The organism is Solimicrobium silvestre (genome assembly GCF_002976435.1).
Classification (GTDB): domain Bacteria; phylum Pseudomonadota; class Gammaproteobacteria; order Burkholderiales; family Burkholderiaceae_D; genus Solimicrobium; species Solimicrobium silvestre.
In genome coordinates, this window is sequence record NZ_PUGF01000011.1 from 139,070 (window position 1) to 160,289 (window position 21,220).

Here is a 21,220-nt window from a genome sequence, read left to right on the forward strand (position 1 = left end):
TAATTTCTGAGTAGTGAATTACAGCTATATTCAGCTTAATTATTTTTGTATTCGAACCAGTTTGCCATCTACTACATGCAAACCACATTCTTTACTTTCCGGCGTTTCCCACCACCAGCGTCCAGCACGAATATCTTCGCCTGGCTGTATCGCACGTGTGCAAGGCGCACAACCGATGGATGGGTAACCTTGGTCGTGCAAAGCATTGTAAGGCACTTTATGTTGCTGGAGATAGTACCAAACGTCGTCTTCAGACCAGTCCGCCAAGGGATTAAATTTGGCCAAACCATGCGCCTCGTCCTGCTCTTGCACGTCAAGACTGGCGCGGGTGCTGGATTGGCTGCGGCGTTGCCCGGTAACCCAGGCTTTGTTGCCGGCTAGCGCGCGCCCTAAAGGCTCTACTTTGCGGATTTGGCAACATTCCTTGCGTAACTCCACGCTTTCATAAAAACCATTTAAGCCTTTGTTTTCCACATAGGCAGCCACGGCTGCCGGGTTTGGATAAAAAAGTTTAATTTGATAACCATAGGTTTGCTTAACCTGTTCCAGCACATTCAGTGTTTCGACAGGAAGGCGGCCAGTTTCAAGTGAAAAAATGCCGATATTGGTTTTATTTTTTAAAATCAGATCCGTCAACACCATATCTTCGGCGGCTAAACTTGAAGCAAAAACGGCAGGCGAAAATGCATTGGCGATACGCGCCAGAGTTATTTGAGTTTCGTTTAAGCGCTGTGCAAAACCGGCAGGTTCATTCAGTGTATTACGAGTAGTGGCTTGGGTCATATTGCGGCAGGTCGTTCTATGCGACGAAATAGTGGTGACTTTTGATCTATCGAAGTCTGATAGCTTTCGCTAAAATCGGTCAAGCCTTTTAGCGCATCATGAATGTTACGGTCTGGGCGTGTCGCGAACGCATTAAACCCCACTCGCTGCATGTAAAACAATTGATCACGCAATACATCGCCAATGGCGCGTAACTCACCTTGGTAGCCAAGTCGCGAACGTAAATTATACGCAATCGAATAACCGCGTCCATCAGAAAATTTAGGGAAATCAACAGCGATGACTGGCAGCGCATTTACCTCATTTTTTAATTCTTCAGCACGCTCAGAACTTGCCAGCCAAACGCCGACATTGCTACGAGCAGCAAGAGTTTCGTGTTGCGCTTGCCACACTGCTAACGGCACAATTACTGGACCTTCAGGTACGGTTACCGTTTCCGCAGTTTGGTCTTCGGCCAAGCGCACGACCTGCCAGCTATCGGATACAACCTGGCGGTCTTTAATGATTTCGTAATTAATTTTAAGTTCAGACATATTCATCCTCCCCATGCAATACCGTGCTGTGAATCGGTGTTGCATAGACAAATTCTTTAAATGGGGTAATACCTAAACGTTGCACTGTGTCGATAAATTTTTCATCTTCAAAGCGTTCACGTAAATAGACTTTAATTAAGCGTTCTATTACTTCCGGCATTTGGGCCGCAGCAAAAGATGGCCCGATAATTTTTCCAATGGCAGCGTTAATACCTTGCGTGCCACCAATCGATACTTGATACCATTCGCTTCCGTCTTTATCGACACCTAACACGCCAATATTGCCGACATGATGATGTCCGCAAGCGTTGATGCAACCGGAAATATTCAGGTCTAATTCACCAATGTCATGCAGGTAATCAAGCTGGCTGAAACGGTCGGTAATATCCAAAGCAATCGGTATCGATTTAGCATTCGCTAATGAGCAAAAATCACCACCCGGGCAGCAGATTAAATCGGTCAATAATCCAATATTCGGTGTAGCTAAACCATGCGCCTTAGCCGCTTCCCATAACGAGAACAACTCAGACAATTGCACGTCGGCTAACACCAGGTTTTGTTCATGCGTAATACGCAGTTCGCCAAAGCTGTATTGATCTGCTAAATCAGCGATAAAGTCCATTTGTTCGGTAGTCGCATCACCGGGTGGCACACCTGGCTTTTTAAGCGACAATACGACGTTACGGTAGCCGGCCACTTTGTGTGGTTTCACATTGCGCCGCACCCAATTTGAAAATGCTTTGTTTTCAGCCAAGTGGGCAGAAAACTCTGCGTTCTGCTCAGGTAACGTCACATAAGCAGGGTGAGTAAAGTAACTTGCTATGCGTTTGAATTCTGTTTCAGTAATGGTTGCCGGACCATCTTTAGGGTCAGCCCATTGCTCTTCAACCTGACGTGCAAATTCTTCTGCACCTAAGGCTTTTACTAAGATTTTAATCCGTGCTTTGTACTTGTTATCGCGTCGGCCATATTCGTTATAAATACGTAGAATCGCTTCCAAATAAGTAATCACGTGCTGCCAAGGCAGGAATTCGCGGATGATGCTACCCAAAATCGGCGTGCGACCCATGCCGCCGCCAACCATCACCTGGAAGCCAACTTCGCCAGCTTCGTTATAAACCACCGTTAAGCCGATGTCGTGCACCGCAATGGCGGCGCGGTCTTCTTTGGATCCATTAATAGCAATTTTGAATTTACGTGGTAAATATGCAAACTCAGGGTGGAAAGTGGTCCATTGACGCAAAATTTCAGCATAAGGGCGTGTGTCGATAATTTCATCCGCCGCAACACCGGCAAATTCATCCGACGTGATATTGCGCATGCAATTGCCGGAAGTTTGAATCGCGTGCATTTCTACGCTGGCCAAATGCTCCAGAATTTCAGGCGTTTGTTCTAACTCAATCCAGTTAAATTGAATGTTTTGACGGGTCGTAAAATGTCCGTAACCACGATCATATGTTTTGGCAATGTAGGCAAATTTACGTAATTGCGCGCTGGACAACATGCCATACGGAACGGCTATACGCAGCATATAAGCATGACGCTGCATGTACAAACCGTTTTGCAAACGCAACGGCAGGAATTCTTCTTCAGTCAGTTCATCCGCCAAACGGCGACGTACCTGGTCACGGTACTGAGCAATGCGTTCTTTAATGATCTGGTGATCGTGCTGGTCGTAGCGATACATCGACTTTCCTTGCAAAGATATAGCGTAAAGTAATTATTTTTTAGAATTTAATACGATTCAGTGGATTAATTTAGTAGATGAGTTTTGCAGCAACCAAAGTCAAAGTGGATGCCAGTACCACACGCAAAACTCGCTCTGGAACAGCACGTGCTGCCATTGAGCCTAAAATAATTCCAGGTATTGAACCAATTAATAAAGTGAACAGTAATGCCCAGTTAATCGAGCCTAACCACCAGTGCCCAATTGCCGCGATGGCAGTCAAAGGAACTGCGTAGGCAATGTCGGTTCCGGCAACTTCAGCAGCTGTTAAACGTGGATACAGCATTACTAATAGCGTTGCGCCAATTGCGCCTGCGCCTATTGAAGAAACGGTGACTAATGCACCCAACACAGCGCCAGCGATAATGGTGGCGGCATCTAACGAGCGACCTTGTAACTGTTTTTCAGGATGGCTGTTAAGCCACGCTAACATCCTGCCTTTAAATAACAGTGCTACAACGGTCAGTAAAACCGAACCGGCAATGGTATAGCGTATAATTTGGCCGATTTCTTTATCTAAAGCGCCAAAATGCTTTAAGCAAATGGCCGCCAATACTGCAGACGGTAATGCGCCGAAGCAGAGCAGACGGACGATGCGCCAGTTCACGGTGCCGCGTAATTTGTGGGTAAATGTGCCAGCCGTTTTGGTAATGGAGGCAAAGGCTAAGTCAGTGCCAACGGCAACGGTAGGGGAAACGCCAAACAGCAACGTGAGTAAGGGGGTCATGAGCGAGCCGCCGCCTACTCCGGTTAAACCAACCAGAATACCGACTACAAACCCAGAAATTACATAAGATAAAGTCATAAAGCCTCTCACAAAGAACTGCAATCGTAATAAACTATGCCTTTATTCCAAACTACTTAGTATTTATTTGCTTATATGTGATTTAGCTATATATAAGAATGACTATTCATGTTTCAAACTAAGTTTTGGTATTCTGGCAACTGAATGTTAGTTGAATGCATCTATTCAATAAAGAATTAGATGCTTAAATTGCTTTAAGAGTAAGTAAGGACAGCATGAACCTACATCAACTCCGTTTTGTGCGTGAAGCAGTACGGCAAAATTTCAACCTGACCGAAGCGGCAAAAGCTTTATTCACCTCGCAACCAGGTGTTTCTAAGGCAATTATTGAGTTGGAAGAAGAATTAGGTGTGGATATTTTCACGCGCCACGGCAAACGTATTCGCGGCCTGACCGAGCCGGGTCGTTCAGTATTGAAGTCAGTTGAATTGATTATGCAAGAAATTGAAGGTTTAAAACAAATTGGCCGTGAATTCGCAGCGCAAGACAGCGGCAGTTTAACCATCGCCACGACGCACACTCAGGCGCGTTATGCCTTGCCCCCGGTGGTGCAGGCTTTTATGCAAAAATATCCTAAGGTGCGCTTATCATTGCTGCAAGGCAACCCTAAACAAGTTGCTGAAATGGTACAGCGTGATCAGGCGGATTTGGCGATTGCCACCGAATCGATTGCCGGTATTGACGGTTTAATCACCATGCCCTGTTATCAATGGGAACACGTAGTTGTGGTGCCGTTAGACCATCCCTTGTTGAAGTTGAAAGTAATTAGCCTGGAAGAAATCGCCAACTATCCTTTAATTACTTACGACAGCGCATTTGCAGGAAGAAATAAAATTGATCACGCATTTGCCTTGCGCCAGATTAAGCCCGATATTTTATTGGAAGCAATCGACGCCGACGTGATTAAAACCTATGTGGAGCTTGGCATGGGTGTAGGGATTATTGCTGGCATGGCGTTTGATGCGGAACGAGATAAAAATTTACGCTCGATTCCGGTAGGGAATTTATTTGGTATGAATATTTCACGCATCGCCTTAAAGCAAGGCGCTTATTTACGGAGTTATGTTTATACCTTTATTGAATTGCTCGCCCCTACTTTAAATCGCAAATTGATTGATCAGGTATTACAAGGTACCAAAGATAATTACGAACTATAAGGCAGTTTTTTGTAAGCCCTTAGAATAAAACTAATGAATATGAATACAAATTTACATAACTACTACGCCCAACGTGCAGCGCACTACGAAGAAATATATCAATTCCCGGAACGTCAAACTGAATTGATCGGCATTGCGACGCAACTACAACATTTGTTGAAAGACAAAAAAGTGCTGGAAGTAGCCTGCGGTACCGGCTATTGGACTGAGTTGTATGCGGCAATTGCCAGTCAAGTAGTGGCAACTGACGTTAATGCAGAAATGTTAGCGATAGCGCGAGCAAAGCAAATGCCAGCAGAGCGCGTTAGCTTTCAAGAAGCGGATGCGTTTGCCTTACCAGACGGCGACTTTAATGCTTGCGTAGCGGGTTTTTGGTGGTCGCATGTAAAACGCTCGGAGCAATCGGCGTTTTTGGAAGGTCTGCAAAAAACGTGCGGTAGCGGTAGCGTATTTGTGATGTTTGATAACTGCTATGTAGAAGGAAGTAGCACGCCGATTGCACGTACTGATATGGAAGGTAACACCTACCAAATTCGTCGCTTGCCGGATGATAGTCGTCATGAAGTGATAAAAAACTTCCCCACCGATAGTACTCTGCGTAAAAAATTAACCCAGCATGCACGTGACATTCGCGTTGTGCGCGGCACCTATTACTGGATGCTGACTGGCGTGCTGCGCTAAGCGTAAATTAAGGACCCTGCTTTGACTTCGCGATTACTTTTACTGTTGATCAGCTTTTTATTACCCTGCACGCTGGTGCGGGCAGATGTGATCGATCATGATAATTCGGGAAAAACTACGATTGTCGGCAATTCAAGTTCAGAAGTAGCGCTGCCTAATATTCCCGAACCAGCTCCAATTGACGCCAGTTTAATGCCGACGCAAAGCGGTAGTTTGCAATTTAAAGGCGCATTGGATGGCGCTCGATTTTCGGTGATGCAGGACTTTAAGGGCGAAAAAGGCGCATCGCTTGACGTTGATTTCACCACTCAAAAAATCCCTGAAACAACGCTAGGCTGGTTGGTGTCTGCCAAACCGGATCAAGCTGAAACGGTGATGAATATGGGGTGGCGTTTTGGCGCAAACCAACAACTGATCTTTAGCTTGGCGCAATTACATGGCACGGTGAATGTTGATAGTGATGGCAATCATAATTTGAATTTAAATCAATTTAGTAGCGGTTTGAATTACCGCTATTTTATTGATAAAAGATGGTTTACTGGTCTTGAATTTAGTGGTTACACCAGTGCCAGTCAGAGCCAATTTTTACCCACCGCGACGGTGTCTGGTGACAATCAGCAGCATATTGCTGGAAGTAGTTTATATGGAATGCGAGTGGGTCTGGAAACTTCACCATTGCCGGATGCAAAACTAAAAATTGGCATTGGTAGTGAGCGTTTATCTTACGACAGTTTAAGTGGCACAGATCCGATTCTAAGCGTCAATACCAGCATTAAATGGAGTCAGGTTTTATTCCCGACGGTGAAGTATAATGCCAGCCTGGAAGGCAATGCGCAAGAGCGTAATCTCTCTACCGGATTTGATTTTAATCTGCGTGACGGGCATCAGCTCGGCGTTAAATTGGCGCATACCCAGTGGAATGACGGGCAGATTTCAGACAACGCTATTCGCTTTGCTTACACCTACCAGTTCGGGAAAAAGTTTAAGCCGTTTCTGTCGCAAGCAAGCAAAGCGCCGTGGAATTCAAGCTTGGTTCCTGAAGTGTTGGAACGCCCTGGTTACTTACCTAATTCGGTGTTGTCCAAGCCGGATTCGAGCCTTAATTAAATTAAAACTTCTACTCAATATGAAATTAGCCACCTTAAAAGATGGAAGCCGTGACGGGCAATTAATGGTCGTTTCACGCGATTTGAAAACCGCTGTCATCGCAACGAATATCGCACCAAGCATGCAAGATTTGCTGGATAGCTGGGCATTTATGGCACCACAGTGCGATGATTTATATGTGCAGTTAAATCAGGGACGCGCTGCGAACAGTTTTGACTTTGATCCTAAAAATTGCATGGCACCGTTACCTCGCGCTTACCAGTTTGCGGACGCTTCTGCTTATGTCGCTTATGTTGAGTTGCTGAGCCGCGCACGTAAGTTGGAAATGCCAGCAGCGTTTTGGTCTGAACCGCTAATGCATCAAGCGGCGTCAGATGATTTTATCGGCGCATGCGACGATATTTTGTTGGACAATGAAGCTTGGGGTATTGATTTTGAAAGTGAAATCGCCGTCATTACCGGCGATGTGAAAATGGGATCAAAGCCAGCCCAGGCCGCAGAGCAAATCCGCTTGTTGATGTTGGTGAATGATGTGTCATTGCGTGAGTTGATTCCGGCTGAAATGGAAAAAGGTTTTGGATTCTTTCAATCAAAACCGACTACCAGCTTTTCACCAGTTGCCATTACCCCCGATGAATTAGGCGAAGCATGGAATGCAGGAAAAGTGCATTTACCGCTGCGCACCAGTTTGAATGGCAAATTAGTCGGGCAACCGAATGCCGGCGTAGATATGACTTTCAACTTCCCGCAGCTTATCGCACATCTGGTTAAAACCCGTAATGCCAGAGCGGGCACCATCGTCGCATCTGGCGCGGTGTTTAATAAAGAGGGAAATAAAGGACATAGCAGTATTTATGCGACTCGCGCTTTGGAAATAATTGCCAGCGATGTGGCCACAACGCCATTTATGCAATTTGGCGACACCATTAAAATTGATATGCTTGATAAAAACGGAAAATCACTTTTTGGCGCGATTGAGCAGAAGCTTGAACAGCGTGATTAGGTTTTAGCACTCTAAATCGTCACCCCCGTGCGGGAGTGACGACTTCACATTAAATCAAGCGCGCCCTGCTGGAAATGCAGGAGGTGCTTGCATCATTTTGTTCCAGCGCCAGATTAATAACATTACGCTGATTACGAGCAAGCCACTGTCCCATTGCCAGATGGGGATCTCAAAAAATGAAACGCAGGTGAAACTGATAGTGGCAATAATTGAAAATGGCAATATCAGTTTAAGCATAATGTCGTTGGTGCTATAGGTGAACTTGCTGTAGTCAACCAACAGCATGGAAAATAAAGGTAAGCTGCTAAATAAAAGAATGGAATCCCAGCTGAAAAATGGTAAATTGAAAATGTTTTTCACAATTAATAAAGTGCAAAAATAGGTGATTAATGAAATTAAATTGTTTCGCACGACGTAATGAAAATAAATGCGATTACATTTTTCCTGTGAGGGCGAACCTGGTAACAAGCTCATCAATAACTGTTCTTTTTTTGTTTTGTGAATGGCTTGCCAAGTGGCTGTGATAAAGGAAAGCGGCACTCCAGAATTTATCGACATGAATGCTATTACTGTCCACTCCGATAAATGATTTTTTGAAGTGATATTGGTGCCTATAAGCAATTGCGAAAAGATGTAGGCGACACTGATTAATATGACGATATTTAAGACACGAGACCAATGCGCGCTAGGGCTTAATCCATAACAAAATAATGATTTTTTCGCGCTAATTCGGTTTTGTACGCAAAATTGATAAACCGATGTTCCATTTTTTTCGAACAGTAATTCGTATTTATTTTTTTCAGCTTTATCGCCATTGCCCCAATTCCGAAGTGTTTTAAATTTTTTCTGTAATCGTTCAGCTTGAATTTGGCTGGGGTGCGTTAATTGAATGAGAAGCAGGCAGCAAAATAGCAAGTTGGCTGCACAAATTTCGAACGTGTAATTGCTGCTCAATAATAAAAAAACCGGCCAAATTTGTTTGCTGAAACATATGAAAACACCATACAAAGCCAATGCGATGAAGTTGCCGTTCATAAGGAATGTCAGATAACACATCAAAAAACTTATCGCTATCCAAAATTGCATGGCCCGATTAAAAAATAAGCCAAAAATAAGCGCTGCGCTAATTGAAATTAGTAACCACAAAATAAGCGTTGCGTAAAATAGCCGCGATTTTAATTTCGGTAGTAAATGAGTGTTGATAGGACTAAGTTGCTGGCGTAAATTGACGATGTAAGAAGCCCAATAGGCAATGATTAAAAAACCGAAAGGAATTGCACATCCTAGAGAGAGCGATCTGATTAGATTGTGCGTAGCAGGCCAGATACTAGGAATTAAAATCAAAGGGCTAAATAAAATTACACTTAAAAGCAGCATTGATCCTTGATTCTTCCTTACTTGAAACGGCATCAACCAAAAGGGGAAATAATTTCTCATTTTTTTCTCCTAAGCAGTCAGATCAATAAACAAATCTTCTAATCCAATCGCTTCCATATTCACGAAATTTTTCTGTGACCAGAGCAATTCTTGTGGAGTAAGTTGCACTAGTAAACTACTTTGGTTTGCGTCAATTTCAGTGCGGCTTAATATTTTGGAAAACGATGCAATCTTGCTGTTGTCGGTCACGATGCGCACGGTGTTTTCTAACAGGTTATCCAGCGGTTCTTGCAGCTTGATTACGCCATCATTTAAAAAGGCGACCGTCATGGCGATGCGTTCCAGGTCAGACAAAATATGGGTAGAAAAAACTACCGTGGTTTCGCGTTGAATTACGTCATTAATCAGCTCGCGTAAAAAATCACGCCGTCCGGCTGGGTCAAGGCTGGCTACCGGTTCATCTAATATCAGTAAGTCAGGATCATGCGCCAGAGCGCGAATAATCGACAACCGTTGTTTTTCACCGCCGGAAAGCTTGCTGATTAAACGGTCTTGTGGAATTGCCCAGCGACTCATTAATCCATCGACTTTTTCCTGATTCCAGCGTGGGTAAAACGACTTGAAATACGCTAGCATTTGTCGCGGAGTGAACCATTCAAATAAATCCGATTGTTGTGGCACATAACCAATTTTTTCTTTAGTCGTTTCACTTAAGTGTTTAACGGATTCACCAAATAATAAATTGCTGCCGCTATCAATGTCGCGCAAGCCTAACGCAGATTCTAATAAGGTAGATTTACCTGCACCGTTCCGCCCCAATAAACCAATTACCGAACCTGGAGCGACTTCCCAGTTCAGGCCGCGCAGTACGGAGTGTTGATCGAAAGATTTGACGATATTACTTAGCTGAATAATTGGGTGATTCATTTTGACCCTTTCAATAATATGGTGAGCTGAGTGATGACGGTGTCCGCGTCGAGTTCAAGTTGGTTTGCTTCAAAAATCAGTTTTTCCATAGTCGGATTTAATAATTCAACGCGATGCTGGATTTTTTGGATATTATTTTTATGATGCGCAATCACCATACCTATTCCGCGTTGACGTTCTAAAACGCCATTAGCTTCAAGCATGCTATAGGCCTTGGAGATCGTCATCGGATTCACTGCCAACGCGTTCGCCATGTCACGTACCGATGGCAGGGTTTGCCCCGATTGCAAATTGCCGCTGGCAACCAGACGCGTTACTTGTTCAATTAATTGCCGATAAATCGGTTCGGATGAACCGACTGCTACTGAAAAAAGTTGGGTCGATGGATCTGGCATGGTTCCTCCATATGCTGTATTGATATACTAATACACTTATTTTGGAGTTTCAATATTTATTTTTTTTGTGGGTTTTTTGTAAAAAAGAAGTGGTAATGATGTATGCGCTTTATCTTGCCTCAAAAGCAGCGGTCAAGCCGAGCTGCCGTCGTCAGTTGCGATTCGTATTTACACTGAATTTGGCACTTTCAAGGCAACTGAGCAGGCGATGGAACAAGCGAGGGAGCATTTGCCGATGCCATTACTTTTATGCAAACCCAGCCAGGGCAACTGTTAAATGCCTTAGGTAATACGCTCAACTGGCATGGCGACGGCTACACGGTTTCCGGTCAAGCACGTCGGCCAACCGAGTTGGCGTTGTTGCAAGGTATTCGGCATTCAGCCATGCTGGCCTTCGTTGATGAAGAGCCTGAATTAATCAGCCGCTGGATATGGCTGGAGCGCGCTCAACCTCAACTCAATACCGATTTAGAATGGCGCCTGCTGGACAGCCTGTTTCAGATTGATCCAGCGGCTGGCCTGCTTAGGGTAGGGGAAGATGGACAATTTTTTCAAGCCAATAAACTGTCATTCTGAAGCTGAATTCAGCGTAGTTTGAGCAAAATCGGATGGGTTTCCCATTGGTAATGTAATTTATATACAGATGTATGCTGAAATTAAAGTTGCGATGCCATTACCCGCCTTGTATGCGAATAATTTGCGAGGAATTTACAAATTATTTGCAGCTCAAATGCAACTAATTTGAAAATAAGTGATCGGCTATTTTGCACAAATTCTACGTCAATCAAATGTTGCACCGAGAATATTTCCGTGGCAACATTCATCATTCTTTTTAAACCACGTATTTCCCTAAATGCTTTTGGTTTGTTGGGGGCAGGTGGTTTCTATTACTACCCTTATTTACCCTCCTGACTAAAGGCTATTCATGCGACCCCATTCATTCGGAAGTCGGTTTATTGCAGCCGCACTTGCCGGCCTACTCTCCTGCTCACTTGTTTCTGCTGCTGAATCGATACAAGCTGCCGCTCCTGCTTCTGCCACAAATAAAACCGAGCACGTGATGATACGTGTGCAAACTGCTGCAACAGTGGGTGAGCCTTTGAGCGGGCGATTACTGATTTTCCTCAAGCCGGGAACCGGCGCCAAAGAAGTAGATTCAGATATATTTAATATCAGTGCCACTCAGATTGCGGCTAAGGATGTCAGCGACGTGGCTCCCGGTGCTAGCGTGTTGCTGGATGCGGATGACATCGCTTTTCCTGCTGGATTTTCTCATTTGCCGGCCGGTAAATATCAAGCGCAGGCGGTGCTGGATGTGGACCGTAGTTATAACTACGGCGGTCGTAACAAAAAGCATTGGATCAGCGATGTGGTGACAATAAACTGGACCCCCGGCGGTGCGTTTCCAGCAATGACGCTGGTTCGGCATCCAGAGGAAGATCCACGCCGGATTGCGGAACGTAAGGCAATTTTGGCTAAGGTGAAGCCCGATGTGGTGCGTGAAGAGCACTTTACCAGCCCGTTATTAAGCCGTTTTTGGGGTAGCCCTAAACAACTCAACGCCTGGGTAATTTTGCCGCCTGGTTATGATAATAAAGTCAACAAATCCTATCCAACTGTTTATTGGACACACGGTTTTGGCGGTAATTTTGATTACTCGCTCAATAGTGGGTTAAAAATTCGTGAGCGAATGGATAGCGGCCAAATTCCTCCGATGATCTGGGTCATGCTCGATGAATCAATACCGCAAGGCACGCATGAATTTGCCGACTCCGTGAACAACGGCCCGTGGGGCGCGGCGCTGACCACCGAATTTATCCCATATTTAGAGCAGCATTACCGCATGGATGCGGTAGCGAACAGCCGTTTCCTGAATGGACATTCCAGCGGCGGTTGGGCTACTCTGCAACTGCAAGTGAATTATCCAAAAACATTCGGTGGCACCTGGTCTACATCGCCAGACCCAAGTGATTTCCACGACTTTACCGGGCCTAATCTGTACGCGCCGAATGCCAATATATATCACCGGGCAGATGGCAGCGACTATCCGATTATGCGCATGGACGGCAAGGTAATCGCCACGCTGAGCCAATTTTCACGCATGGAAGAAGTCATCGGCCCGTATGGTGGGCAAATCGCCTCGTTTGATTGGGTGTTTTCACCGAAAGGTGAAGACGGTAAACCACTGCCGATGTTTAATCGCCAAACCGGCGTAGTTGATCCGAAAGTAGTCGCCTATTGGCATGATCACTATGATTTGGCCAACATCGTACAAAAAAATTGGGCGACGAGCGGTGCCGATTTGCAAGGCCGGATTCATTTGTACGTCGGCACGGCCGATACGTTCTATTTAGACGGTGCAGCACATCGCATGCAAGCTGTGTTAGACGGTTTAAATGCCGGAGCGCAGTTCACTTTTTTACCTGGCCGCAGCCACTTTGACGTGTATGCGGTGGGTGATGATAAATCAGGCTTAACGAATCAAATCGCCAAGGAAATGTATGCCGTTGCACGACCTGGTGTTAGTTGGGGAAAACCGTAGTCAGAGATTGAGCAGAACCTTCTATTGCAACAATAACGAAAGGAAGAAAATGAAATCAAAAGTAATGGCAATTGCCATGCTCAGTGTCATGAGCGCCTATGCAGCTAATGCAGCAGAAACCACGCGTTATACCATTATCCTGGATAACGGCACCGTTGCCGGAAAACAGATAGTAGATAGTAATGACAAAGGCGATGTGAAGGTTCATTTCACCTTTAAGGATAATGGTCGCGGCCCCGATTTAGACGAAAATATTCACCTGGCTCCTGATGGCACGATGAGCAAGTATGAAGTTAAAGGCGCATCGACCTTCGGTGCCGTCGTTGACGATCATTTTACTCAAACCGGGTCGCAAGCCGAGTGGCATTCCACATCGGAACATGGCAGTAAAAAAGTGGACGGGCCTGCCACATCTTCGGCTTTCTACCTGCCGATGAATTCATCCTATGAAGTTGCTTCATTAGGTATTACCGCTTTGTCCAAGCGTAAAGATAATAATCTCCCGCTACTTCCTTCTGGTAATTTAAGTCAGCATAAGGTGGATGACATGGTGGTAAAGCTGGGCGGTAAAAGTCAGCATGTGCAGTTATTGGCGCAAACCGGCATAGGATTTAACCCTCAGTTTTATTGGGCAACAACGGGTAAGTCACCGCGTTTGTTTGCCGCCATTGCGCCCGGTTATGCGACCCTGATTGAAGACGGGTGGCAGTCGAATACCGCTGAATTAACTAAGCACCAAAGTCTGGCGTCGGACAAATTACTTAAAGAATTAGCGACCCGTACTCAACATGCGATGACCGGGCTCACCGTCATACGCAATGCCCGCGTATTCGATAGTGAAACCGCTCAACTTGGCGCAGCATCTGACGTATATGTATTACGCGGCAAAATCACCCAGGTGTTAGCTGCTGGTTCACCAGTAGCCGGCGCAGACAATGAGATTGATGCGGCTGGCCGAGTGCTATTGCCGGGCTTGTTTGATATGCATGGTCACGTAGATCGTTGGTCAGGCGGACTGAACCTGGCTGCCGGTGTTACCAGCGTGCGTGACATGGGTAATTCCAACGCTGAAATGCAGAAAATGATTGATGAAATCGCTGCCGATCAACTGCTTTCACCACAACTGGTACCTTCTGGATTTTTAGAGGGAAATAGCCCGTATGCCGCGCAAATGGGCTTTGTGATTAAAGATTTGAAGGAAGCCAAACATGCAGTTGATTGGTATTCAGAGCACGGTTATCCGCAACTTAAAATTTACAATTCTTTCCCACATGAAGATGTAAAAGAAATCGTAGCCTACGCTCATAGTCACGGTATGCGTGTCAGCGGCCATGTGCCGGTATTTATGCGCGCTCAGGAAGTGGTAGAGCAGGGGTTTGATGAGATCCAGCATATCAATCAAGTTTTGTTGAATTTTTTAGTTACCCCAACCACAGATACCCGCACACTGGATCGTTTTTATCTTCCAGCTGAAAAAGTGGCAGATTTAGATTTTGATTCCAAAGAAGTGCAAGATTTTATCGCCTTGTTGCAGGCACACCATACGGTGATTGATTCGACCTTATCTACCTTTGATTTCATTAAACAGCGCGACGGCGACATGGCCGAACCGTACGCAGCGATTGCCGACCATATGCCGCCTGACGTGAAGCGTAGTTTTAGCGTTGGACAGATGAAGATCCCTGACGACGCAACAGCTAAACGTTATCTGGCTTCCTACAACAAAATGGTGGAATTCGTCGGTCGCATGTATCGTGCCGGTATCCCGTTAGTTGCCGGTACCGATGCCTTGTCTGGATTTACTTTGCAAAGTGAATTGGAACTGTACGTAAAAGCTGGTTTGACTCCAGCTCAAGCGTTACAAGTTGCAACCCGCAATGGCGCCAGATACACACGTACAACAAATGAGCGTGGATCAATCACGGCAGGTAAACTTGCTGACTTAGTGTTGGTTGATGGCGATCCGACAATGAATATCGGCGATATCCGTAAAGTGGCTTTAGTCATCACACGCGGCAAGCTGATTTATCCGCATGAGATTGATAAGGAATTAGGTATTCAACCGTTTGTGCAAAACCCGCCAATGATGAAAGCGTTAGCGCCTACATCGTCATCAATTGCTACTAGTGGTGTTGGTGGTGTTGCTCCGCAAATGGGGCGGTTTGGAATGGATGCTAAGGATTAATAGCTAGAGTTTGTAGGGTGGGCACGCTTTTGTGCCCACGCGTAACCGTTAATAAACAATGGATTTTATTGAAGATATTATTCATCGAAAGTAACTTGGCTCAGGGCAAAAAATTGCGTACTGATTGCAGTTTTGTTGATAGCGCTGTTGGCCGTTTCGGGCTGCTTGTAAAGAAATCAGATTTAGCAGAAACATCTACCTGCGTAGGTAAGATTACTAAAATTTTTCCCTTAAGTGTTTCAGCATTCCTTGTTTCCCACATTGCCATAAATTGACTGCGGCTGTAATAGCGATTGCCGGTGGAAGAATCTGCTAGCCAAACCGTATCATTATCTATGCCACGTAAAACAGAAAAGTGGTCATTCTTACGATATTTTAAATAGACGATGACAGGCACTTTAAGTTTTGTGAGTTGTTCAAAAGAAGCCGAGTAGCCGACTCCGCGAAAACCAAATTGTGGCAATATCCGCGCCATATCTTCAAACGAGGCACGTAAATCGCCCTTGTCTATAGTATTCAACACCAACTCTTCGGTAACCTGTTGCCCATAAAATTCATTGAGTATTGTGGCAATGGCAGAGGAGCCGCAGGAGTAATCAAAATTCTGTTTGACTATGCGTGCATCGCGTAACGTTTTCCAGCTTTGAATAGGAAGTTTGCCGTTGGTGCTAAAACTTTGAATGTGAGCAACTTCTGATGCTCAAATCAGGTTGCTTGCAAATAGTAGTAGGAACACGGCTGATATAATTTTCTCGGTGTTTCCCATTGATCTAAACGAGTAAGTTAATAAGATAAGTTGAAAATATTATTTTCTGATGTAATAACCGTTACTCTGATTTCTTTTTTTGTTTGTAATATTTACGCTCGTACCAAACAGCTGCTGTCGTTAGTGCGGTAAGAGCTAACACTATACAAATCATTGCCACAATTTCTGCGCTAGATTTGAGTGGAACATTTTCATTAAACACAGCAACAATGCAGATTGATCCAAAAAATACAAAGAAAAAAATGGTAAATATTTTTAGTATTGAAGTTTTGGTTTATTGAAAATATCCAGATAACATCCCCGCGATAAATTCCAATAAAAAGGCTAACATACGCACCCCGCTTTCATTTGAACTGATGTTTTGTTGTTTGCACGTCATCTTATTTTTTAATAGGCTTTATCACGATATTTATCTATGTGGCGCAGCTAAGTCCAACTCCCCCTTTTATCCTTTTTTATTTCTTTGCTTAGCGACATATATCCCGAAAATAACGATCATCAAGCCATATCCAAATCCCAGCATGAGGCGATAAATTAAGTCGATTTCTTTCGGACTTAAAGATATGGCTAAAGTAAATACGATAATTATAGCCAGCAACATAATACGAAAATATTTGCTATTTCTATATTTTGGTATGGCAGTAAACATGCAATAAAAAGCAAAGGCAGTAACAAACATCCCAAGTGTCATAGTGATCTCGTAATGAAGTAAATATCAATCGCCCATGAAATAATGAGCGATTGATTTAAATTTGAATATATTGCTTTTAAATTTAATTTTCATCTTTTAGGAAGCGATAATTTAAACCTAGCCATGCATCGGAAAATTGTTGGCTATTACTATTGGATAGATCGGAAAAGTTAGATGAGCGTGTGTTGTTCCATAAATAGCTACCGCGTCCATATAACTCAGTGTCTTTGCTTAAGCCGTAACGCAGCCCTAATGTGACTGCGCTGGTGTCAATGTCGGTACGAGTTTCACCGATGCGGGTTGGTATGGTAATAAAGGATGTCGGGCCTGTCTGCACGATGATAGGTTCGCCAACAGCAATACCTTGTTGATTGTTGTTCGCGTAGGAATAGGTCGCATCGAATGTCACTTTCCCTTTGTCGGTTAGCAAGTCTTCGATAGTTAAAGGTAGCTCTGCTGATGCAGGTGAAGCAATGCATGCGAGTAAAGCAATGGGGTGAATGTAATGAGATTGGGTAGCCATTCCCAGATACTAGGTTTATTTTTTTGAAATTCCAAATAATTAATAGTTATTAAATTGAATGCATTAATGCTATTTGTTTTTGAAAAAATGGCCTATTATATAGGCCATTTTTTAGTGGAGATTTTTGGGGGAACGTTAAAAGCAGATGAAATTTTTGCTTTGGCGGGTATGACGGATTTAAGATTTTTGATATCTTGAATGCAAAGTTAAAACCACCAACTTAAACCTCTAAATTATCAATCAATCGGGTAGTTCCCAATTTAGCTGCAGCCACGACGACCAACGGTTCTTTGGTTGCCAAATCGCCGGCGGAAGGCGGTTGTAAATCACAGCGCTTGCGGATTGAAATGTAATCGGGTTTCCAATGCCGTTGCGCCAGTTGTGCCATGGCGGCTTTTTCTAGTTGGAACATATCTAAATGACCTGAACGTACTTCTTCGGCGACTTGGTTCAAGGCTTTATATAATTCCGGTGCTTCGGCGCGTTCAGTTTCAGACAAATACATATTGCGTGAAGACAGTGCTAAACCGTCCTCGGCGCGATAGGTTTCTGCCGCGATGATTTCTGTCGGCAAGGCAAATTGCTTGGACATATTGCGTACGATCATGAGCTGCTGATAATCTTTTTTCCCAAACACCGCAACACGCGGTTGAACACAAGAAAACAGCTTTAACACGATAGTGGAAACGCCGGTAAAAAAGCCTGGACGGAATTCTCCTTCCAAGATATTTCCCAAACCTTCTGGCGGTTGTACCCGGTATTCTTGCGGCTCCGGGTACAAGTCTTTTTCAGTCGGCGCAAACAATACATAGACGCCTTCTTTTTCTAATTTTTCTACGTCGGCCTGAAAAGTGCGTGGATATTTATCAAAATCTTCGTTCGGGCCAAATTGCAGGCGGTTGACAAAAATCGAGGCAACTACCGGGTCGCCGTGGCGTTTGGCCAGGCGCATTAAGGACAAATGCCCTTCATGTAAATTGCCCATGGTGGGAACAAAGGCGGTGCGCAGTTGGCCTCTTAATTGGTCGCGCAACTCTTCAATGGAGGTAACAATTTTCATGGTTGGGGTAAGGAGATAAAGTAAGGTTAGACAGGCGAGTAAGCCAGGCGCACGTAAATTGGCGCAAAGGCTTCTGCTTGAGTGATTTCGATCAGCGTTTCTTTGGCTAATTCCAGCAGTGCCACAAAGTTGACAACTAACACCGGTGCACCGCGGGACACATCGAATAGCTCTGAAAATTCCACAAATTTGGCCGATTGCAAACGTCGTAAAATGCCGGACATATGTTCACGTACCGATAATTCTTCGCGGCTGATTTTATGGTGTTCAACTAATTTGGAGCGTTTTAAAATATCCGCCCAGGCCGATTGCAAATCGACTATTTCGACATCAGGCCAATGCAGAACGGTATTTTGCTCTACTAATACTTGCGCGCATAAAAAGTCGCGACCTAATTGCGGCATGGCGTTGACATCCATAGCCGCTAATTTGATTTGCTCATATTCCAGCAAGCGACGCACCAGTTCAGCACGCGGATCATCGGCTTCATTGCCGGTGTCGCCGGTTTTTACCGGCAACAACATGCGTGATTTGATCTCAATCAGCATCGCCGCCATTAGCAAATATTCAGCCGCTAATTCCAGATTGTTCTTACGGATCAATTCGACGTAGTCAAGATATTGGCGCGTTACCTGCGCCATTGGAATATCTAAAATATTAAAATTTTGTTTGCGGATCAGGTAGAGCAATAAGTCCAGCGGTCCTTCAAATGCTTCCAAAAATACTTCCAGCGCATCGGGCGGAATGTATAAGTCGGTCGGCATTTTGAACAGCGGTTCGCCATACAGTTTTGCATAGGCGATACCGTCCACCACGTCGGGCGTGCTGTTTGGGGTTTGATGGAGTTCTTTTTCCAGATCAAGCATTAGCGGCTAGATAAAAAGGATGCTAATTAAGAAAGGGTGCTAATGCTAGCTTAGTGCGAGTCGCGGGTGATTGTGGAATCGAGCGAGCGTTGTTGCTCGTCTAAACTAAGCGGGGCTTTGTCCCACAGTAAGGCGCGGCCAGTTAGTTGATTTTGTTCTAATTGTGGGTTCGCTTTTTTGAGACCATCAATAAACAGTGTGGCTTCAGACTGATAGCGAGTTTTTTGTTTCGAAAATAACATGGTGAGCGCCTTGGCAAGAAAAACGGAACGAACGCTATTTTACCCTAATCTGTCCTCTGATTTTGCGTGTTCTTGCTGGCACTGGTTCCGCAAAGCACATGCGCTCGCTGGATGGCATGATTAAGATCAAACAGGCAATTTTCTGCGCCGATTTTGTCAATAAAACCACCGCGCCTCATTAAATCTAATGGTTGTGAGTTGGTTCCACACAAAAGTAACTGGCTTTGGTATTTTTCCAGTGTGTGTTGCAGTGTTTGTAAGCCATCTAAGCCAGTGGTGTCCATATTGATCAGTTGATGCAGTTCTAAAATTACAATTTCTGGCGGGATTTGATGTGGTTTTAATAGTGCTTCTAATTTATCGACAGCACCAAAAAATAAGGAGCCAAAGATGGAAAAGGCGGCTACATGCTCTGGTAGTTGTTGGGAATCTATGGCAGTAACTGTAGTCACGCTGGAAATACGATAAATAAAGAAAATACAGGCTAGCATCAGGCCAACTTCTACGGCCACACTTAAATCTAAGATAACGGTCAGTAAAAATGTGCCCAGCAAAATAATCCGGTAGTTCATGCTGAAGTGCCCAAGCTTGCGGAATTCGTGCCATTCACCCATGTTAAAAGCGACAAATAACAAGATGGCGGCCAAGGTTGCCAGAGGAATGCTGGCAGCCAATGGCGCAGCTGCCAGCACAATCAGTAATAAAGTCAGCGCATGCACAATGCCAGCAATGGGCGAACTTGCGCCGCTACGAACATTGGTGACAGTGCGGGCAATGGTTCCGGTAGATGGGATGCCGCCAAAAAATGGCACCACAATATTGGCGACACCAAGCGCCATTAATTCTTGATTCGGGTCGTGCTTGTGGTGATCTAAATCATCTGCCATTAAATTGTCGGCTACGCGTGCGCAAAGTAATGATTCTATGGACCCTAACAGCGCAATAGTTAGCGAAGGTGCAAATAACTGTTTGACTAAAACCCAACTAAAGGTAGGTAAGCTAAAGCCAGGTAATTGCTGGGGAATGCCACCAAATTTACTGCCGATAGTAGCGACATTTAAGCCGAATAAGTACACAGCTAACGTGCCGAGTACTAAGGCAATTACGGTGCTAGGTATTTTTTTGAGAGGTGCTAGTAAGTGTTTTTGATGCTGAGCGTGCTGACCAATAAAAGTAAGGAAGAGCGGCCAGCCAAAAATAACTAGCAACGAAGCTGATGCCAATCCTAACGCAGTCCAATTAACGGTGTGTGCCTGTTCTGCCATGACGGTGATTTGTGCAAAAAAATCGCCCGGCATTTTGGCGATATTTAAGCCAAAAAAATCCTTCATTTGCGACAAGGCGATTAACACCGCAATCCCATTGGTAAAGCCGATCACAATTGAAACAGGAATAAAGCGTATTAGCGAGCCTAATTTAAATACGCCCATTGCCATCATGATGATGCCGGAAAAAATGGTGGCGATGAGTAAATTCGCTAAACCGTATTTTTCAATAATCCCATACACGACAATAATAAATGCACCAGCGGGGCCACCAATTTGTACTCTGGAGCCACCTAAAGCGGAAATAAGAAACCCCGCAATAATAGCGGTGAAAATCCCGGCCTCCGGCGCAACGCCAGAGGCAATGCCAAATGCCATCGCCAAAGGTAAGGCAACGATGCCAACGGTGAGTCCGGCAATTAAATCTTGGGTAAAGCGGTTGCGGTTGTAACTGAGTAACTCATCCCACAGACGGGGACGGAAGTGGAGATTGATGCGCGACATATGGATATCTTTTAAAAATATCGATTCGGCTATTGTAAGCGGTGCTTGAGTTGAGAGTGTTGTTATTGGTGAAGTTTAATAG

21 protein-coding genes are annotated in these 21,220 nt (G+C 44.7%); 7 read left to right on the plus strand and 14 right to left on the minus strand.

Going from position 1 to position 21,220, the window contains the following annotated elements:
• Positions 1 to 39: 39 nt before the first annotated feature.
• From S2091_RS12735 to S2091_RS12750, 4 genes are all read right to left on the minus strand, one after another.
• Positions 40 to 783, minus strand: a complete 744-nt coding sequence (locus S2091_RS12735) for a phosphoadenylyl-sulfate reductase (RefSeq protein WP_105532314.1) — start codon at positions 781 to 783, stop codon at positions 40 to 42.
• Positions 780 to 1,316, minus strand: a complete 537-nt coding sequence (locus tag S2091_RS12740; RefSeq protein WP_105532315.1) for a DUF934 domain-containing protein — start codon at positions 1,314 to 1,316, stop codon at positions 780 to 782. Before S2091_RS12740 ends, S2091_RS12735 begins: the two co-directional genes overlap by 4 nt.
• The gene (locus S2091_RS12745; RefSeq protein WP_105532316.1) at positions 1,309 to 3,003 is read right to left on the minus strand and encodes a nitrite/sulfite reductase; all 1,695 of its coding nucleotides are present in this window, start codon (positions 3,001 to 3,003) and stop codon (positions 1,309 to 1,311) included. Before S2091_RS12745 ends, S2091_RS12740 begins: the two co-directional genes overlap by 8 nt.
• Positions 3,004 to 3,073: 70 nt before the next feature.
• Positions 3,074 to 3,847 (minus strand): sulfite exporter TauE/SafE family protein, encoded by a 774-nt coding sequence (locus S2091_RS12750; RefSeq protein WP_105532317.1) that lies wholly within the window; start codon positions 3,845 to 3,847, stop codon positions 3,074 to 3,076.
• Between the two features lie 215 nt (positions 3,848 to 4,062).
• On the opposite strand from S2091_RS12750, the gene S2091_RS12755 reads away from it, so the two are divergent.
• Genes S2091_RS12755 through S2091_RS12770 form a run of 4 tightly spaced genes read left to right on the plus strand, consistent with a single transcriptional unit; the run spans position 4,063 to position 7,795 of the window.
• Positions 4,063 to 5,004, plus strand: coding sequence for a CysB family HTH-type transcriptional regulator (locus tag S2091_RS12755; protein WP_105532318.1), 942 nt, complete (start codon positions 4,063 to 4,065; stop codon positions 5,002 to 5,004).
• Positions 5,005 to 5,037: 33 nt separating this feature from the next.
• The gene (locus tag S2091_RS12760; RefSeq protein ID WP_243405409.1) at positions 5,038 to 5,685 is read left to right on the plus strand and encodes a class I SAM-dependent methyltransferase; all 648 of its coding nucleotides are present in this window, start codon (positions 5,038 to 5,040) and stop codon (positions 5,683 to 5,685) included.
• A 21-nt stretch (positions 5,686 to 5,706) separates the two neighbouring features.
• Positions 5,707 to 6,792 (plus strand): hypothetical protein, encoded by a 1,086-nt coding sequence (locus S2091_RS12765; protein WP_105532319.1) that lies wholly within the window; start codon positions 5,707 to 5,709, stop codon positions 6,790 to 6,792.
• A gap of 19 nt (positions 6,793 to 6,811) precedes the next feature.
• Entirely contained in the window at positions 6,812 to 7,795 is a 984-nt protein-coding gene (locus S2091_RS12770) for a fumarylacetoacetate hydrolase family protein (protein WP_105532320.1), read from the plus strand.
• A 54-nt stretch (positions 7,796 to 7,849) separates the two neighbouring features.
• Here the strand turns inward: S2091_RS12770 and S2091_RS23860 are convergent, their stop codons facing one another.
• The 3 genes from S2091_RS23860 to S2091_RS12785 form a co-directional block, all read right to left on the minus strand.
• The gene (locus tag S2091_RS23860; RefSeq protein ID WP_133166908.1) at positions 7,850 to 8,155 is read right to left on the minus strand and encodes a hypothetical protein; all 306 of its coding nucleotides are present in this window, start codon (positions 8,153 to 8,155) and stop codon (positions 7,850 to 7,852) included.
• 1,086 nt (positions 8,156 to 9,241) lie between these two features.
• The gene (locus tag S2091_RS12780) at positions 9,242 to 10,099 is read right to left on the minus strand and encodes an ABC transporter ATP-binding protein (RefSeq protein ID WP_105532322.1); all 858 of its coding nucleotides are present in this window, start codon (positions 10,097 to 10,099) and stop codon (positions 9,242 to 9,244) included.
• Positions 10,096 to 10,494, minus strand: coding sequence for a GntR family transcriptional regulator (locus tag S2091_RS12785; protein WP_105532323.1), 399 nt, complete (start codon positions 10,492 to 10,494; stop codon positions 10,096 to 10,098). Before S2091_RS12785 ends, S2091_RS12780 begins: the two co-directional genes overlap by 4 nt.
• 249 nt (positions 10,495 to 10,743) lie before the next feature.
• Between S2091_RS12785 and S2091_RS12790 the strand changes: the two genes are divergently transcribed.
• From S2091_RS12790 to S2091_RS12800, 3 genes are all read left to right on the plus strand, one after another.
• Complete coding sequence (locus S2091_RS12790) at positions 10,744 to 11,070, plus strand: hypothetical protein (protein ID WP_105532324.1); 327 nt, start codon at positions 10,744 to 10,746, stop codon at positions 11,068 to 11,070.
• Between the two features lie 349 nt (positions 11,071 to 11,419).
• Positions 11,420 to 13,036 carry an alpha/beta hydrolase gene (locus S2091_RS12795; RefSeq protein WP_105532325.1) on the plus strand — a complete coding sequence of 539 codons (1,617 nt, stop codon included), beginning with the start codon at positions 11,420 to 11,422 and terminating at the stop codon, positions 13,034 to 13,036.
• Between the two features lie 49 nt (positions 13,037 to 13,085).
• On the plus strand, positions 13,086 to 15,221 hold the full coding sequence (locus tag S2091_RS12800; RefSeq protein ID WP_243405410.1) for an amidohydrolase family protein: 2,136 nt from the start codon (positions 13,086 to 13,088) through the stop codon (positions 15,219 to 15,221).
• Positions 15,222 to 15,321: 100 nt separating this feature from the next.
• On the opposite strand, the gene S2091_RS12805 is transcribed toward S2091_RS12800, so the two are convergent.
• The 7 genes from S2091_RS12805 to S2091_RS12835 all read right to left on the minus strand — a co-directional run bounded on the left by S2091_RS12805 (position 15,322) and on the right by S2091_RS12835 (position 21,138).
• Positions 15,322 to 15,903, minus strand: coding sequence for a cysteine peptidase family C39 domain-containing protein (locus S2091_RS12805; protein WP_105532326.1), 582 nt, complete (start codon positions 15,901 to 15,903; stop codon positions 15,322 to 15,324).
• A 529-nt stretch (positions 15,904 to 16,432) separates the two neighbouring features.
• On the minus strand, positions 16,433 to 16,678 hold the full coding sequence (locus S2091_RS12810) for a hypothetical protein (RefSeq protein ID WP_105532327.1): 246 nt from the start codon (positions 16,676 to 16,678) through the stop codon (positions 16,433 to 16,435).
• Positions 16,679 to 16,760: 82 nt separating this feature from the next.
• Positions 16,761 to 17,201, minus strand: a complete 441-nt coding sequence (locus S2091_RS12815; protein WP_105532328.1) for a porin family protein — start codon at positions 17,199 to 17,201, stop codon at positions 16,761 to 16,763.
• Positions 17,202 to 17,421: 220 nt separating this feature from the next.
• The gene (gene panC / locus S2091_RS12820) at positions 17,422 to 18,261 is read right to left on the minus strand and encodes a pantoate--beta-alanine ligase (protein WP_105532329.1); all 840 of its coding nucleotides are present in this window, start codon (positions 18,259 to 18,261) and stop codon (positions 17,422 to 17,424) included.
• A 26-nt stretch (positions 18,262 to 18,287) separates the two neighbouring features.
• The gene (locus tag S2091_RS12825) at positions 18,288 to 19,127 is read right to left on the minus strand and encodes a segregation and condensation protein A (protein ID WP_105532330.1); all 840 of its coding nucleotides are present in this window, start codon (positions 19,125 to 19,127) and stop codon (positions 18,288 to 18,290) included.
• A gap of 50 nt (positions 19,128 to 19,177) precedes the next feature.
• Positions 19,178 to 19,369, minus strand: coding sequence for a DUF3460 family protein (locus S2091_RS12830; protein ID WP_105532331.1), 192 nt, complete (start codon positions 19,367 to 19,369; stop codon positions 19,178 to 19,180).
• Between the two features lie 44 nt (positions 19,370 to 19,413).
• A complete protein-coding gene (locus S2091_RS12835) occupies positions 19,414 to 21,138 on the minus strand; it encodes a SulP family inorganic anion transporter (RefSeq protein ID WP_105532332.1) in 1,725 nt (574 codons plus the stop codon).
• Positions 21,139 to 21,220: the final 82 nt, after the last annotated feature.

Bases quoted from the DNA above. Each gene is read 5' to 3' on its own strand.
- S2091_RS12735 (WP_105532314.1), bottom strand. From the start codon at position 783: ATGACCCAAGCCACTACTCGTAATACACTGAATGAACCTGCCGGTTTT.
- S2091_RS12740 (WP_105532315.1), bottom strand. From the start codon at position 1,316: ATGTCTGAACTTAAAATTAATTACGAAATCATTAAAGACCGCCAGGTT.
- S2091_RS12745 (WP_105532316.1), bottom strand. From the start codon at position 3,003: ATGTATCGCTACGACCAGCACGATCACCAGATCATTAAAGAACGCATT.
- S2091_RS12750 (WP_105532317.1), bottom strand. From the start codon at position 3,847: ATGACTTTATCTTATGTAATTTCTGGGTTTGTAGTCGGTATTCTGGTT.
- S2091_RS12755 (WP_105532318.1), top strand. From the start codon at position 4,063: ATGAACCTACATCAACTCCGTTTTGTGCGTGAAGCAGTACGGCAAAAT.
- S2091_RS12760 (WP_243405409.1), top strand. From the start codon at position 5,038: ATGAATATGAATACAAATTTACATAACTACTACGCCCAACGTGCAGCG.
- S2091_RS12770 (WP_105532320.1), top strand. From the start codon at position 6,812: ATGAAATTAGCCACCTTAAAAGATGGAAGCCGTGACGGGCAATTAATG.
- S2091_RS12780 (WP_105532322.1), bottom strand. From the start codon at position 10,099: ATGAATCACCCAATTATTCAGCTAAGTAATATCGTCAAATCTTTCGAT.
- S2091_RS12785 (WP_105532323.1), bottom strand. From the start codon at position 10,494: ATGCCAGATCCATCGACCCAACTTTTTTCAGTAGCAGTCGGTTCATCC.
- S2091_RS12790 (WP_105532324.1), top strand. From the start codon at position 10,744: ATGCAAACCCAGCCAGGGCAACTGTTAAATGCCTTAGGTAATACGCTC.
- S2091_RS12795 (WP_105532325.1), top strand. From the start codon at position 11,420: ATGCGACCCCATTCATTCGGAAGTCGGTTTATTGCAGCCGCACTTGCC.
- S2091_RS12800 (WP_243405410.1), top strand. From the start codon at position 13,086: ATGAAATCAAAAGTAATGGCAATTGCCATGCTCAGTGTCATGAGCGCC.
- S2091_RS12810 (WP_105532327.1), bottom strand. From the start codon at position 16,678: ATGACACTTGGGATGTTTGTTACTGCCTTTGCTTTTTATTGCATGTTT.
- S2091_RS12815 (WP_105532328.1), bottom strand. From the start codon at position 17,201: ATGGCTACCCAATCTCATTACATTCACCCCATTGCTTTACTCGCATGC.
- panC (WP_105532329.1), bottom strand. From the start codon at position 18,261: ATGAAAATTGTTACCTCCATTGAAGAGTTGCGCGACCAATTAAGAGGC.
- S2091_RS12825 (WP_105532330.1), bottom strand. From the start codon at position 19,127: ATGCTTGATCTGGAAAAAGAACTCCATCAAACCCCAAACAGCACGCCC.
- S2091_RS12830 (WP_105532331.1), bottom strand. From the start codon at position 19,369: ATGTTATTTTCGAAACAAAAAACTCGCTATCAGTCTGAAGCCACACTG.
- S2091_RS12835 (WP_105532332.1), bottom strand. From the start codon at position 21,138: ATGTCGCGCATCAATCTCCACTTCCGTCCCCGTCTGTGGGATGAGTTA.